Annotated in this window: 14 protein-coding genes; 11 read left to right on the top strand and 3 right to left on the bottom strand. The window is 63.5% G+C overall.

Annotated features, from left to right (window positions below):
* Position 1: 1 nt before the first annotated feature.
* From pstA to phoB, 4 genes are read left to right on the top strand one after another with little or no spacing between them, the layout of a single operon-like run.
* On the top strand, positions 2-847 hold the full coding sequence (pstA, locus tag BLR13_RS15265; RefSeq protein ID WP_074822474.1) for a phosphate ABC transporter permease PstA: 846 nt from the start codon (positions 2-4) through the stop codon (positions 845-847).
* On the top strand, positions 844-1,674 hold the full coding sequence (gene pstB, locus BLR13_RS15260) for a phosphate ABC transporter ATP-binding protein PstB (protein ID WP_074822477.1): 831 nt from the start codon (positions 844-846) through the stop codon (positions 1,672-1,674). The genes pstA and pstB overlap by 4 nt, the downstream gene beginning before the upstream one ends.
* Positions 1,675-1,698: 24 nt before the next feature.
* Complete coding sequence (gene phoU, locus BLR13_RS15255; RefSeq protein ID WP_027537441.1) at positions 1,699-2,415, top strand: phosphate signaling complex protein PhoU; 717 nt, start codon at positions 1,699-1,701, stop codon at positions 2,413-2,415.
* A 28-nt stretch (positions 2,416-2,443) separates the two neighbouring features.
* Complete coding sequence (gene phoB / locus BLR13_RS15250) at positions 2,444-3,148, top strand: phosphate regulon transcriptional regulator PhoB (protein ID WP_074822480.1); 705 nt, start codon at positions 2,444-2,446, stop codon at positions 3,146-3,148.
* A gap of 229 nt (positions 3,149-3,377) precedes the next feature.
* On the opposite strand, the gene BLR13_RS15245 is transcribed toward phoB, so the two are convergent.
* On the bottom strand, positions 3,378-3,887 hold the full coding sequence (locus tag BLR13_RS15245; protein ID WP_074822483.1) for a GcrA family cell cycle regulator: 510 nt from the start codon (positions 3,885-3,887) through the stop codon (positions 3,378-3,380).
* Positions 3,888-4,480: 593 nt separating this feature from the next.
* Here BLR13_RS15245 and BLR13_RS15240 point away from each other — a divergent pair.
* The 4 genes from BLR13_RS15240 to BLR13_RS15225 all read left to right on the top strand — a co-directional run bounded on the left by BLR13_RS15240 (position 4,481) and on the right by BLR13_RS15225 (position 8,259).
* The gene (locus tag BLR13_RS15240; protein WP_074831490.1) at positions 4,481-5,689 is read left to right on the top strand and encodes an aspartate aminotransferase family protein; all 1,209 of its coding nucleotides are present in this window, start codon (positions 4,481-4,483) and stop codon (positions 5,687-5,689) included.
* Positions 5,689-6,615: an ornithine carbamoyltransferase gene (argF, locus tag BLR13_RS15235; RefSeq protein WP_074822485.1), complete on the top strand. Its 927-nt coding sequence runs from the start codon at positions 5,689-5,691 to the stop codon at positions 6,613-6,615. Before BLR13_RS15240 ends, argF begins: the two co-directional genes overlap by 1 nt.
* A gap of 187 nt (positions 6,616-6,802) precedes the next feature.
* On the top strand, positions 6,803-7,801 hold the full coding sequence (locus BLR13_RS15230) for an Hsp33 family molecular chaperone (protein ID WP_074822487.1): 999 nt from the start codon (positions 6,803-6,805) through the stop codon (positions 7,799-7,801).
* Between the two features lie 80 nt (positions 7,802-7,881).
* Positions 7,882-8,259: a hypothetical protein gene (locus BLR13_RS15225; protein WP_074822490.1), complete on the top strand. Its 378-nt coding sequence runs from the start codon at positions 7,882-7,884 to the stop codon at positions 8,257-8,259.
* 29 nt (positions 8,260-8,288) lie between these two features.
* On the opposite strand, the gene BLR13_RS15220 is transcribed toward BLR13_RS15225, so the two are convergent.
* Positions 8,289-9,392 carry an acyl-CoA dehydrogenase family protein gene (locus BLR13_RS15220; RefSeq protein WP_171944959.1) on the bottom strand — a complete coding sequence of 368 codons (1,104 nt, stop codon included), beginning with the start codon at positions 9,390-9,392 and terminating at the stop codon, positions 8,289-8,291.
* 165 nt (positions 9,393-9,557) lie between these two features.
* On the opposite strand from BLR13_RS15220, the gene BLR13_RS15215 reads away from it, so the two are divergent.
* Positions 9,558-10,466 (top strand): LysR substrate-binding domain-containing protein, encoded by a 909-nt coding sequence (locus BLR13_RS15215; RefSeq protein ID WP_074822496.1) that lies wholly within the window; start codon positions 9,558-9,560, stop codon positions 10,464-10,466.
* 673 nt (positions 10,467-11,139) lie between these two features.
* On the opposite strand, the gene apaG is transcribed toward BLR13_RS15215, so the two are convergent.
* Entirely contained in the window at positions 11,140-11,532 is a 393-nt protein-coding gene (apaG, locus tag BLR13_RS15210; protein WP_074822499.1) for a Co2+/Mg2+ efflux protein ApaG, read from the bottom strand.
* Between the two features lie 244 nt (positions 11,533-11,776).
* On the opposite strand from apaG, the gene BLR13_RS15205 reads away from it, so the two are divergent.
* Together BLR13_RS15205 and BLR13_RS15200 are read left to right on the top strand one after the other, a co-directional pair.
* Positions 11,777-13,042 carry an OpgC domain-containing protein gene (locus tag BLR13_RS15205; protein ID WP_074822503.1) on the top strand — a complete coding sequence of 422 codons (1,266 nt, stop codon included), beginning with the start codon at positions 11,777-11,779 and terminating at the stop codon, positions 13,040-13,042.
* Positions 13,039-13,797, top strand: coding sequence for an SGNH/GDSL hydrolase family protein (locus BLR13_RS15200; protein WP_074822508.1), 759 nt, complete (start codon positions 13,039-13,041; stop codon positions 13,795-13,797). Before BLR13_RS15205 ends, BLR13_RS15200 begins: the two co-directional genes overlap by 4 nt.
* The last annotated feature ends 11 nt before the right edge of the window (positions 13,798-13,808 follow it).

Genomic DNA, 13,808 nt, shown 5'->3' with positions numbered 1-13,808 from the left:
GATGAACCCGATTTACGCCTCGCGCCGCCGCTTCGACATCGTGATCCGGGCGCTGTGCGTCGGCGCCGCTTTGTTCGGCGTCACCTGGCTCGCGCTGATCCTGTTCACGCTGTTCTATAACGGCCTCGCCGGCATCCATCTGGCGGTGTTCTACCAGGACACCCCGCCGCCCGGATCGACCGAGGGCGGCCTGCGCAACGCCATCGTCGGCTCGATCATCATGACCGTGATCGGCGTCGGCATCGGCGCGCCGCTCGGCCTGTTCGCCGGAACCTATCTGGCCGAATACGGCAAGCACGACAAACTCACCTCGATCATCCGCTTCATCAACGACATCCTGCTCAGCGCGCCCTCGATCATCATCGGCCTGTTCGTCTATGGCGCCATCGTGGTGCCGATGGGCGGCTTCTCGGCCTTTGCCGGCTGTCTGGCGCTGGCGGTCATCGTCATCCCCGTGGTGGTGCGCACCACCGAGGACATGCTGGGGCTGGTGCCCAATCCGCTGCGTGAAGCGGCCTCCGCGCTCGGCCTGCCGCGCTCGCTGGTGATCCGCCGCATCGCCTACCGCGCGGCGCGCTCGGGCCTGATCACCGGCGTGCTGCTCGCCACCGCCCGCGTCGCCGGCGAAACCGCGCCGCTGTTGTTCACGGCGCTGTCGAACCAGTTCTTCAGCCTCAACCTGACCAAGACGATGGCGAACCTGCCGGTCACCATCAACAATTTCGTGCAGAGCCCCTACGTCTACTGGAAACAGCTCGCCTGGAGCGGGGCCTTGCTCATCACCCTGACCGTTCTTGCCCTGAACATTGGCGCACGCATCCTCGGCGCCGAGAGGACAGCAAAATGACCGACGTTTCCGTATCATCATCCATGAGCGCTGCTGGCGGCCTTCCTCCCGCGGCGTCGGCGCTGCCCGAGGCGCCTGCCAAGGTCACGGCGCGCAACCTGAACTTCTATTACGGCGAGCACCACGCACTGAAGAACATCAACCTCGCGCTCGGCACCAACCGCGTCACCGCCTTCATCGGCCCGTCCGGCTGCGGCAAGTCGACCCTGTTGCGGATCTTCAACCGGATGTACGATCTCTATCCGGGCCAGAAGGCCACCGGACAGTTGATGCTCGACCAGACCAACATCCTGGATCCCAAGCTCGATCTCAATCTGCTGCGAGCCCGCGTCGGCATGGTGTTCCAGAAGCCGACGCCGTTCCCGATGACGATCTACGAAAACATCGCCTTCGGCATCCGCCTCTACGAGAAGATCTCGAAATCCGAGATGGACGGCCGGGTCGAGAAGGCGCTGCGCGGCGGCGCGCTGTGGAACGAGGTCAAGGACAAGCTGAACGCAAGTGGCCTCAGCCTGTCCGGCGGCCAGCAGCAGCGGCTCTGCATCGCCCGCACGGTCGCGGTGCGGCCCGAGGTGATCCTGTTCGACGAGCCCTGCTCGGCGCTCGATCCGATCTCGACCGCCAAGGTCGAGGAACTGATCCAGGAGCTGGCGGAGGACTACACCATCGCCATCGTCACCCATAACATGCAGCAGGCGGCGCGCGTCTCCGACAAGACCGCCTTCATGTATCTCGGCGAATTGATCGAATTCGACGACACCAACAAGATTTTCACCTCGCCGAGCGATCGGCGAACCCAGGACTACATCACCGGCCGGTTCGGCTAGAGCATGATCCGGAGGAGATAACACATGGCTTCTGAACACACCGCCAAGGCGTTCGACGGCGACCTGCAGGAACTGACCCGCCTGGTTGCCGAGATGGGCGGCCTCGCCGAACGCATGATCACCGAATCCGTCGATGCGCTGGTCCGCCGCGATATCGCGCTCGGCAACCGCGTCGTCGCCTCCGACGCCGAGATCGACCGCCTGCAGCATGTCATCGAGGAGCGCGCGGTGCTGACCATCGCGCGGCGCCAGCCGATGGCGATCGACCTGCGCGAGATCGTCGGCGCCATGCGCGTCGCCACCGATCTCGAACGGATCGGCGACCTCGCCAAGAACATGGGCAAGCGGGTCGCGGCGCTGGAGAACGATTTCCAGCCCTTGAAGCTGATCCGCGGCCTCGAGCACATGACTGATCTGGTGCAGTCGCAGGTCAAGTCGGTGCTGGATGCCTATGCGGCGCACGACCTGCCGGCCGCGATGGCGGTCTGGAAGGGCGACGAGGAAGTCGACGCCATCTGCACCTCGCTGTTCCGCGAGCTGCTGACCTACATGATGGAAGATCCGCGCAACATCTCGTTCTGCATTCACCTGATGTTCTGCGCCAAGAATATCGAGCGGATCGGCGACCACGCCACTAACATTGCCGAAACCGTGTTCTACATGATCGAGGGTCAGCAGATTCTCGACAAACGCCCGAAGGGCGACATGACGACGTTCGCCACGACAGTACCCGGTAACTGACGCGTCGAAACCAAGGGAAGCAGAATCGATGAACGCACGCATTCTGGTGGTTGAAGACGAGGAAGCGCTGACCACGCTGTTGCGCTACAACCTCGATGCCGAAGGCTACGAAGTCGAAACCGTCGGCCGCGGCGATGACGCCGATACAAGGCTGAAGGAACGGGTGCCCGACCTGATCGTGCTCGACTGGATGCTGCCGGGCCTGTCCGGCATCGAGCTGTGCCGCCGCTTGCGGGCGCGGCCGGAGACCAAGCAGCTGCCGATCATCATGCTGACCGCGCGCGGCGAGGAAAGCGAGCGCGTCCGTGGCTTGGCCACCGGTGCCGACGACTACATCGTCAAACCGTTCTCGGTGCCCGAATTGCTGGCGCGGGTGAAGGGCCTGTTGCGGCGCGCCAGCCCCGAGCGGCTCGCCACCGTGTTGACCTACGGCGATATCGAACTCGATCGTGAGAAACGCCGCGTCGCCCGTTCCGGCCGCCAGATCGATCTCGGCCCGACCGAATATCGCCTGCTGGAGTTCTTCCTCGAGCATCCCGGCCGCGTGTTCTCGCGCGAGCAGTTGCTCGACAGCGTCTGGGGCCGCGACATCTATATCGACGAGCGCACCGTCGACGTCCACATCGGCCGCCTGCGTAAGCTGCTCAATCCCGGCCGTGAGCAGGACCCGATCCGCACCGTGCGCGGCGCCGGCTACGCGCTCGACGATCGCTTCGCGAAGGCGGAGTCGTAGGGCGGCGCGATAGTTTTTGCGACAGCGGCGGTTAAAGCTCCGCTGTCGTCCCGGCCTTGAGCCGGGACCCATAACCACCGATGTTAAATTTTGAAATGAGCTGGAGCGCCAGCCTGGCATAACCACAAGCTCCTGTGGTTATGGGTCCCGGCGCCCGTGCGCAATTGCGCACTAGGCCGGGACGACGGCTCGTATTGCGCGTGCCGCTACTGCGCGACGACGCGGCTACTTACCTGGTCGGCTTCGGCGCCGGACGGCGGCGATCGGAGGCCGGCTGGTAGGCGACGCGCGAGTGGTGCGCGCAATAGGGCAGGCCGCCGAGCGCCTTGCCGCCGCAGAAGAAGAAGTCCGAGCTCGAGGGATCGCCGACCGGCCAGTGGCAGGTGGCCTCGTTCAACTCCAGCAGCGTCAGCCGCTGGCTCATCGGCACGACGTTGTCGTAGGAGATCGGATCCGGCTCCATCTCGACTTCGAAGGCGTGGGCGAGCGCGGTGTTGCCGCGCGAGACCGGACGCGCCACCCGCATCATGTGCTGGGCGGGGCGGGCCTTGCGCTGGCGCGGCGCGGCCGAGGAGGGGCTCTTGGCGCGGCCGGACAGACCGAGCCGGTGCACCTTGCCGATCACGGCGTTTCGCGTCACATTTCCAAGTTCCGCGGCGATCTGGCTGGCGGACAGGCCGCCTTCCCAGAGCTTCTTAAGCTGTTCGACGCGATCGTCAGACCAGGTCAATACCGTCATCGAATTCTTCCCTTCGCTTCGCGCTGGCCAACCGGGGGCAGCGCTGGCGATGCCAAATCTCAAATATCCCAGCGGTCAGAATCCCTTAGCCCTCGCCGGGCGCGAAAATCGCGCCCGAACGTGTACGCTGTACAAATAGACTCTTGGGATCAGAACTGCCGCACGAGATGTCGTACCCGACAGCCCAGACGCTACAATATGGCGTGACTCTGGCGCAAGAGTCCGCGGCCATGCGTCCACATGTTCCGACATCTAGGCATTGCAATGCGCGTTTTCCACCACACCGGAAATGTACGGATTGCCTTTTCTTGCAGTGCAGGAAGCCGGCTCTTGAGCATGATCCGGAAAAGTGGACACCGGTTTTCCGAAAAGATCATGCTCAAACAAGAAGATTAACGAGCCTGCGAAGCAGGCTCTACGGCGTGTTGACACGTTCCGCCGCCAGCATAGAATGCCCTCACGTGCCGCCCCAAAAGGCGGCACGTTTTGTTTTCGGGTGGCTGGCGGTTGCGTGCGCGAAGGCTCACGCGCCCTGGCGGCTCTCAAACTGGCTGCTCTCAAACCTGGCCGCTCTCAAACAACAAGTGATCGCCATGACCAACAGCGCTACGTCGCATCTGCTCCCCGTTTTCGCCAGGGTCGATCTCGGCTTCGAGCGCGGCGAGGGCGCGTGGCTGGTCGCCACCAACGGCGATCGCTATCTCGACTTCACCTCGGGCGTCGCGGTCAATGCGCTGGGCCATTGCCATCCGCAACTGGTCGCCGCCCTGCAGGAGCAGGCCACGAAACTGTGGCACATGTCGAACCTGTTCAAGTCGCCCGACGGCGACAAACTCGCCGCGCGGCTGTGCGAGCAGAGCTTTGCCGACTATGTGTTCTTCTGCAATTCCGGCGCCGAGGCGATGGAATGCGTGATCAAGGTGATGCGCAAGTATCACGCCGCCAAGGGTCATCCCGAGCGCTATCGCATCGTCACCTTCGAGGGCGCCTTCCACGGCCGCACGCTGGCGACGCTGGCCGCGACCGGCTCCGCCAAATATCTCGAAGGTTTTGGGCCGCCGATGGACGGCTTCGACCAGGTGCCGCATGGCGATCTCGAAGCGGTGAAGAAGGCGATCGGCCCGCATACCGCCGGCATCCTGATCGAGCCGGTGCAGGGCGAGGGCGGCGTCCGCTCGGCGCCGAACGCGTTCTTCAAGGCGTTGCGCGAGTTGTGCGACAAGCATGGCCTGCTGCTGGCGTTCGACGAGGTGCAGACCGGCATGGGCCGCACCGGCGATCTGTTTGCCTATAAGCGCCTCGGCGTCACCCCCGATGTGATGTCGCTGGCGAAAGCGCTCGGCGGCGGCTTCCCGATCGGCGCCTGCCTGGCGACCGCGGAAGCCGCGTCCGGCATGACGCCGGGCTCGCATGGCTCGACCTTCGGCGGCAATCCGCTGGCGATCGCGGCGGCCAACGCCGTACTCGACGTGATGCTGAAGCCCGGCTTCTTCGACCATGTGCAGAAGATGTCGCTGCTGTTGAAGCAGAAGCTGGCCTCGGTGGTCGATCGCTATCCGAACGTGCTGTCGGAAGTGCGCGGCGAGGGGCTCCTGGTCGGCGTCAAGGCCGTGGTGCCCTCGGGCGATCTCGTCAATGCGCTGCGCGAGCAAAAGCTGCTCACCGTCGGCGCCGGCGACAATGTGGTGCGCTTCCTGGCGCCCTTGATCGTGAACGAGGCCGAGATCGAGCAATCCGTGCAGATGCTCGAGCGCGCCTGCATCGCGCTGTCCGGAGCGGCGTTGAAGAAGGTGGCGGGGTGATGAGCCAGCCCGTCCGTCACTTTCTCGATATCAGCGAGCTGCCGCTGCAAGAGCTGCGCAACATGCTCGACGCCAGCGCCGCCATGAAGGCGAAGCTGAAGGCGCATGAAAAGGCGAAGAAGCCGCTCGAAGGCAAGACGCTGGCGATGATCTTCGAACGGCCGTCAACCCGGACGCGGGTGTCGTTCGACGTCGGCATGCGCCAGCTCGGCGGCGAGTCCATCATGCTGACCGGCGCGGAAATGCAGCTCGGCCGCGGCGAGACCATCGCCGATACCGCGCGCGTGCTGTCGCGCTATGTCGATGCGATCATGATCCGCATCCTCAACCACGAGGCGCTCCTGGAACTGGCCGCCTACGCCACTGTGCCCGTTATCAACGGGCTGACGCGGCGCTCGCATCCCTGCCAGGTGATGGCCGACCTGATGACGTTCGAGGAGCATCGCGGGCCGATCGAGGGCCGCACCGTGGCCTGGACCGGCGACGACAACAACGTGCTGGCCTCCTGGGCGCATGCCGCCGAGCGGTTCAAGTTCAAGCTCAATGTCGCCACCCCGCCGCAGTTCGCGCCGAACAAGGCGATGAAGGACTGGATCAAGGCCACCCAAGCCCCGATCGTGCTCGGCGCCGATCCGGAAGAAGCCGTGCGCGGCGCCGATTGCGTCGTCACCGATACCTGGGTGTCGATGGGCGATAAGGAAGGCGAACATCGTCACAACGTGCTGAAGCCCTATCAGGTCAATGCCAAGCTGATGTCGCTGGCGAAGAAGGACGCAATTTTCATGCACTGCCTGCCGGCCCATCGTGGCGAGGAAGTCACCGACGAGGTGATCGACGGCCCGCAATCGGTGGTGTTCGACGAAGCCGAAAACCGCCTGCATGCCCAAAAGGGCATCCTGGCCTGGTGTTTTGGGGCGGTGGCGTAGAGAGCGTCGGAAAGCCTAAAGTTTCGTCATGCCCGGGCAGTGGCGCGAAGCGCGTCTTCGCGCTAGGTGTCCCGGGCATCCACGTCTTCAAGACTATCGGTAAGCAAGGCGTGGATGGCCGGAACAAGTCCGGCCATGACGCCGAGAGACCTTACTTTCCGCCCCCGCCGACCCCAGATAGAGCGCCATGTCACAATCCCCCGATATCAAAATCACGGCCGAGGCCCCTATCCGCGCGCCGTCATCGGTTCCCGTCGACGATGCGGTGCTGCCGTTCGAGGTCAGTGCGCTCGACCTGCGCGGCCGGCTGACGCGCATGGGCCCCGCGCTCGACGACATCCTGACCAAGCACGATTATCCCGCCCCCGTCGGCAAGCTGCTGGGCGAGGCGATCGTGCTGACGACGCTGTTGGGCTCGTCGCTCAAATTCGACGGCCGCTTCATCCTGCAGACCCAGACCGACGGCCCGGTGTCGTTCCTGATCGTGGATTTCCAGGCGCCCGATCGGCTGCGCGCCTATGCGCGCTACGACGCGACAAAGCTGAAGGACGGCCAGGATTCCGGCACCCTGCTCGGCAAGGGCCATCTGGCGATGACGGTCGACCAGGGCCCGGACATGAGCCGCTATCAGGGCCTGGTGGCGCTCGACGGCGGCAATCTCGAAGATGCCGCCCACGAATATTTCCTGCGCTCCGAGCAGATCCCGACCCGGGTGCGGCTCGCCGTCGGCGAGGAATGGCGTGGCGGCGGCGAAGGTCCAAAACATCGCTGGCGCGCCGGCGGCATGCTGCTGCAGTTTCTGCCCAAGGCCCCGGAGCGGGCGCGGCAAGATCTCGATCCCGGCGACGTCCCGGAAGGCGTGGAAAGGCCCGAGATCGAGGAGGATGACGCCTGGGTCGAAGGCCAGTCGCTGATCGCGACCGTCGAGGACGTCGAACTGATCGATCCGGATTTGTCGGGCGAGCGACTCCTGTATCGGTTGTTTCACGAACGCGGCGTGCGGGTGTTTCCGCAGCTCACCTTGCGCGCGCAATGCTCCTGCTCGCGCGATGCGGTCTCGGCGATGCTGAAGAATTTTGCCGCCAAGGACCGCGCCGACATGGTCAAGGACAACAAGGTGGTCGTGACCTGCGAGTTCTGCTCGTCGGTGTATGAGTTCACACCGCAGGAAGCGGGCGTGGAGTAGAGCCCTCTCGACGGATCACAATTCCGGCGTGTAGATTTCCTCGCCGCCGCCTGTCGGCTCAGTGGCTGGGGAATCCGGGAATGCGTTTGGTCGTGATTGTTTTGGGACTGTTGTTGTCGATGGCGCCGGCGCAGGCCGACAAGGTCGTAGCCTCGGGCAGGCCGCTACAATTGTACTTTGCCTACGCCACCAATCCCGATTGTACGTCCGCCGGCGCGGTCGTCGTGCGGGTGGTGCAGCCGCCCGAACATGGCCGGGTCAGCATCCGGCAGACCGGCGTGTTTCCGAATTTTCCGCCGGCCAACCCCCGCAACGTCTGCAACCGTCGCCGCGTGCCGGGGGTACAGGCGATCTACACCTCCCAGCGCGGATATATCGGGCCCGATCTCGTCGTGCTGGAAGCGTTGTTTCCGGCGGGCCGCGGCGTCAGTGTCCAGTTGCCGATCCGGGTGATGTAGGCGTCTGGGCAACAGAATGCGGCGCCCGATCAGAAACGGGATGTCCCGGGAGCGAGGCCCAGTCGCACACGTCCGGCGAGGATGTAGTTGTTGGGCGACATCGCAATATGCTTGACGGCCGCGTGCATGTCGCGTGTGCAGCGCTCCAGCCCGCACCCCTCGAAGATGGCGATGGAGCCCGCTGCCGACGTCATCATTTCGACGATGCGCACCGCGCTTTCGGCCGCGTGCGACACGGAAGATCGAAAATTCACCCGTGCATGGATCAGGCGTTGCCCCCCACCGTCGATCGCCGCCATCAACTCACCGAGAGCCTCATGTAGACCGGCGCGGGCAGCCCTCAGGATGGCGTCCGCGCGGCCGACCTGATCCTGAATGACTTCGCGTTCTCCGGGCGTCGCCTTCGATCCCGGGCGCGCTTTGCCGGCAAGCTTGGCGAAGGTCGACACCGCCGAACCGGCTATTCCCAGCGGCACCGCAGAAATGCTCGTCGCGAAAATCGACACGGTGGGAATCCGGTAGAGCAGGCCGCTTTGCGCCGGCTGGAAGTTGAGGAAATCGTGGACGTGCTCACCAGGCACAAAGCGGTCCCTGATTTCGAAATCGCAGCTTCCGGTGCCGCGCAGGCCGGAGACTTGCCACGTATCGACGATGGTAACGTCAGAAGGCTCGAGGTAACAGCTGATCAGTTCGGGCTCGCTTTCGCCCGCGGGCGGCGCGACGGCGCAAAGCGCCATGATCTTGCTGGCGTGATGAATGCCGCTGGCGAATGGCCATCGGCCCGTGAGGCGGAAGCCTCCGGCTACCCGCGTCGCGGTGCCCACGCCGCCGGTCGCGGCGACGACGAAAGAACGCCGATCAGCGAACCAAGCGCGGGAAACGTCGGTGGGAAAATAGCCCGCGGCCCGGCTCATCCCGGCGCCGTTGCCGATGATCCATCCGACCGAGGCTTCCAGCTCCGATGCGGCCTCGACCACCTCGAGAAAATCGAGCGGGGAAAGTTCTGGCCCGCCCAGGGATTCCGGCATCCACAAGCGCAACAGGTCGCATTCGGTGAGCGCATCGAACACCGGCTTTGGCATGCGCCGGTCACGGTCGAATGCAGCGCGGTGCTCTTCGACCAGCGGGCTCAACAGCCTGATCTTTTGCAGGAATTTTCCGACGACTTCCGGCTTTCGTTGCATCATTGCGGTGCGGTCCTGCTGTTGTCCGATAGATCATCATCCCTGTGACGATCTCGGTCGGCAACACGGCAACATTTCAGGTGCAGATGAATTCCGTTCATCTAGAATAAAGGCATGGGCCTTCCACCGTTGATAGAGCTGCGAGCGTTCGAGGCCGCCGCCCGGCACATGAGCTTCAAGGAGGCGGCGGCTGAATTGGGCGTTACGCCGACTGCGATCAGTCACCAGATTCGGCTGCTGGAAGGCCATTGCGGGCAGCCATTATTTCGCCGCCGGCCGCGACCGCTGCAATTGTCACCCGCCGGTCTGCAGATCTACCCGGTTGTCAACGAATGCCTGGCGCGGATGGCGGCGGCGGTGGCCGGCGCGACGGTCGGGACTCGCGGCGGTCGTCTGCGTATCACCGGTACGAACGCGTTCGTCGCTCGCTGGCTGGTGCCGCGGCTGCCCTTGTGGCGAACTCTGCATCCGCATCTGCACCTCGACGTTATCGGAACGGACGAAGTGCTGAACCTGAAGACAGGGGAGGCGGATATCGCCATCCGCTACGCTCGATCACCGCCGCCGGATGTTCAATCTGTCGAATTGTCCTGCGATCGCTTCCTGGTTGTCGGGAGCCCGGCCCTTGTGGGGCATGTCACAGATAGCCTCAGCCCCGCCGATTTGGCGACCTTTCCTCTGATCAGTTACGCTTGGCCGTCCTCGGATACGAATGCGCCGACATGGCGTCGCTGGGAAATCGCTGCGCGGGAGAAATACGCGCTTGTCCCGCCGCTAGGCAACCTCGTCAGTCTGAGCTTTCGCGAAGAGCCGCATGCCATCGCCGCCCTTCTTGCCGGACAGGGAATTGCCTTGTGCAGCGATATCATCGTCGCGGCGGAATTGGCCGCTGGCAGCCTCCGCTGTCTATCCGATGTTATCTTGCCGGGCTATTGCTTCCACGTGAGCTATCGACCCGATCACCCGATGCAGACAGCAATCCGGGAGTTCCTGCTCTGGTCGCAAGCGCAGTTTCAAACGTAGAATTTGACTGCTCTTCACACCCTCGCGTCACGCCGGCCGCGACGATTTTGCCCGACAAGGCAAGTCACAAGGCCCGCGACAAATTGGCACGACGGGCAAATCACCAAAAGTCTGTCCAGCCCTTCGGCGGCGAAGACGAACGCTGCTGTTGCGTACGGTGAAATCGTTTGGATCCGACGCCCCGGTGCTGGCGTCAAGTTCGTGAGAGGCTAACGCTTCGAGCTGACGATGGTGGCAAGAAAGCCGGTCACCAGGACGAACGCGTATAGGCCGTAAAGCCATTGCGCAGGGAAGGCCGGAGTGTTTCCGCTGAACCTGTATGCTCGTGTGCAGCATTTTTTTATGCACATTGCACGCGAGACCGCGGGTGCGGCGCGCACCCGGCCTTCCCTGTGCCCTCTGATTTCGAGGGTAAAGGTTTCTTGCAAAACTCCGGGCGCATCGCGCCGCGAGAACAAGAGGGCATGTCTCAACACGTCATTGCGAGGAGCGAAGCGACGCGGCAATCCATCTATCCGTTATGCCGTGCGATGGATTGCTTCGCTGCGCTCGCAATGACGGCGCGTAGGATGGGTGGAGCGAAGCGATACCCATCGCCACACGGGCGGTATTAATGGGTATCGCTGCGCTCCACCCATCCTACGGTCCACAATGCGCGGAGACGGCGGTGCCCCTAATTCGACACCCGCTTGCCTTCCGGGCTGTCGAGCGAGAACGTCGGCACGTCGATCTCAAAGCGTTCGCCGCTCTCGTTGACCATCTGGTAGCGGCCGGCCATGAAGCCGGAGGCGGTCGGCAGCGGCACGCCGGAGGTGTATTCGAAGCGCTCGCCGGGCGCGAGCACTGGCTGTTCGCCGACCACGCCTTCGCCGCGGACTTCCTGCTTGCGCCCGGTCGCGTCGGTGATGACCCAATGCCGGGTGCGGAGCTGCACGGTCTCGGCGCCGGTATTGGTGATCACGATTGTGTAGGACCAGAAATACTGGCCCCGGTCGGTCGCCGAGCGTTCCGGCATGAAGTTCGGTTCGACGGTAACTTCGATTTGACGGGTGACGGCACGGTACATGCGAAAAAGCCTTCGAAAATCCTGTCGCGCATCATACCCAACAAAACGACCGGAACCAATCGCAGGAAAGACCGGGGGGGCCGGTTGCGGCGGATTTCATCGCGGTTTCAACATAGTTCCATTCTAAAGCGCAGCCGCGCGCGGCTGGCCTTGTTCCTGCGTATCTTGTCTGCAACTTGCGGGCCGATATGATCGATTTTGGACAGTGCCAGCGCGAAATTTCCAACTGCCCCAACGGTGCCGAATGACGTCCATTGCCGATCCTGTTGCCGGTACGCCGCTTGAAGGTGCCAAAGCCACGTGTGCGCCCGCGACCAGCGATGCCGCGGCGGCGTCCGCACCGGCGATCGCGTTCCCGGCGGCGGGCGAGCGCGAATTGCGGCTCGACCTGTTTCGCGGGTTGGCACTCTGGCTGATCTTCATCGATCATCTGCCGCCGAACATCCTGACCTGGTTCACGATCCGCAATTACGGATTTTCCGACGCTACCGAGATATTCATCTTCATCTCCGGCTACACCGCGGCCTTCGTCTATGGCCGCGCGATGCTGCAGGCGGGCGTCGTGGTGGCGACCGCGCGGATCCTGCGCCGGGTCTGGCAGATCTATGTCGCGCATGTGTTCCTGTTCACGATCTTCCTGGCCGAGATTTCCTACGTCGCCACCAGTTTCGAGAACCCGCTCTACAGCGAAGAGATGGGCATCATGGATTTTCTCAAGCAGCCGGACGTCACCATCGTCCAGGCGCTGCTGCTGAGATTTCGCCCCGTCAACATGGACGTGCTGCCGCTCTATATCGTGCTGATGCTGTTCCTGCCGCTGATCCTGTGGCTGATGAAGTGGAAGGCCGACGTCACGCTGGCGCTGTCGGCGCTGATCTATGTGCTGACCTGGCATTTCGACTGGTACCTGACGGCCTACCCGAACGGCTTCTGGTTCTTCAACCCGCTGGCCTGGCAGTTGCTGTTCGTGTTCGGGGCCTGGTGCGCGATGGGCGGGGCGCAGCGGATGTCGCGGCTGCTGTCGTCGCCGGTGACGATGTGGATTTGCTTCGTCTATCTGTTTGCCGCTTTCTGCGTCGCCCTGACCTGGTCTGTGCCTCAACTCGGCCGCCTGCCCCGCATCGTCGAGCAGTGGATGTATCCGATCGACAAGACCGATCTGGACGTGTTGCGCTTCGCCCATTTCCTGGCGCTGGCGGCCATCACCGTGCGCTTCCTGCCCAGGGATTGGCCAGGGCTGAAATCGCCCTGGCTGCGACCATTGATCCTGTGCGGCCAGCATTCGCTTGAGATATTCTGCCTCGGTGTCTTCCTGGCTTTCGCAGGGCATTTCGTGCTGGCCGAAGTCTCCGGCGGTGCTGCAATGCACTTGCTGGTCAGCATCTCCGGAATCCTCATCATGTGGGGAATGGCGTGGGTGATTTCGTGGTACAAGCACTCGGCCGACAAGGGTGCGTCGAAAACAAAAAGCGCCGCCGGCAACGCCGACATGGCGGGAGGGGGCGCATGAGGTCCGCATTCAGGACTTTGCTGGGCGTGACGCTGCTCGCCGGCTTGGCGGCCACCGGCTTCGCGCGCGCCGAGGATGCTCCCCAGCCCTGCGATGTGCCGGCCTATCTCCTGACCAGCGAAAACTCGCTGCCGAAGGTCACCGAGGCCGTGAAAAAAGGCCAGCCGCTGACCATCCTGGTGGTCGGCAGCCGTTCCTCCAGCATCCCCTCGTCGGAAGCCAGCGCCTACCCCGCAAGGTTGCAGGCGGCGCTGAAAGAGCGGCTGCCGCAGCTCGCGATCAACCTATCCGTAGAACTACAGAGCGCGAAAACCGCCGAGGAAGCGGCCGGCACGCTCGTTAAGCTGGTGGAAGCAAAAAAGCCTACTTTGGTCATCTGGCAGACCGGCACCGTCGATGCTATGCGATCCGTCGATCCCGACGATTTTCGCAGCGCTTTGAACGAAGGTGTTGTTGCGCTGCAAACCGCCGGAACCGATGTGGTCTTGGTCAATCTGCAATACAGTCCGCGCACGGAGACGATGATTTCTGCGCCGCCGTACCTAGATAATATGCGGGTGGTGGCACAGCAGCACGAGGTTCCGCTGTTCGACCGGTTTGCGATCATGCGCCACTGGAACGACGCCGGCGATTTCGACCTGTTCAGTACCGCGCACGGCCCGGATCTGGCCAAGCGCGTTCACGCCTGTCTCGGCCGCGCGCTGTCGAAATTCGTGATCGACACCGCCCACCTTGATGTGGCGCAGCAGAATTAAGGGAACTAGCG

Source organism: Bradyrhizobium ottawaense (assembly GCF_900099825.1).
In the GTDB taxonomy this organism is placed as follows: Bacteria; Pseudomonadota; Alphaproteobacteria; order Rhizobiales; family Xanthobacteraceae; genus Bradyrhizobium; species Bradyrhizobium ottawaense_A.
Note: the sequence above shows the minus strand (reverse complement) of the source record. Positions and strands in the feature narration are given on the sequence as shown.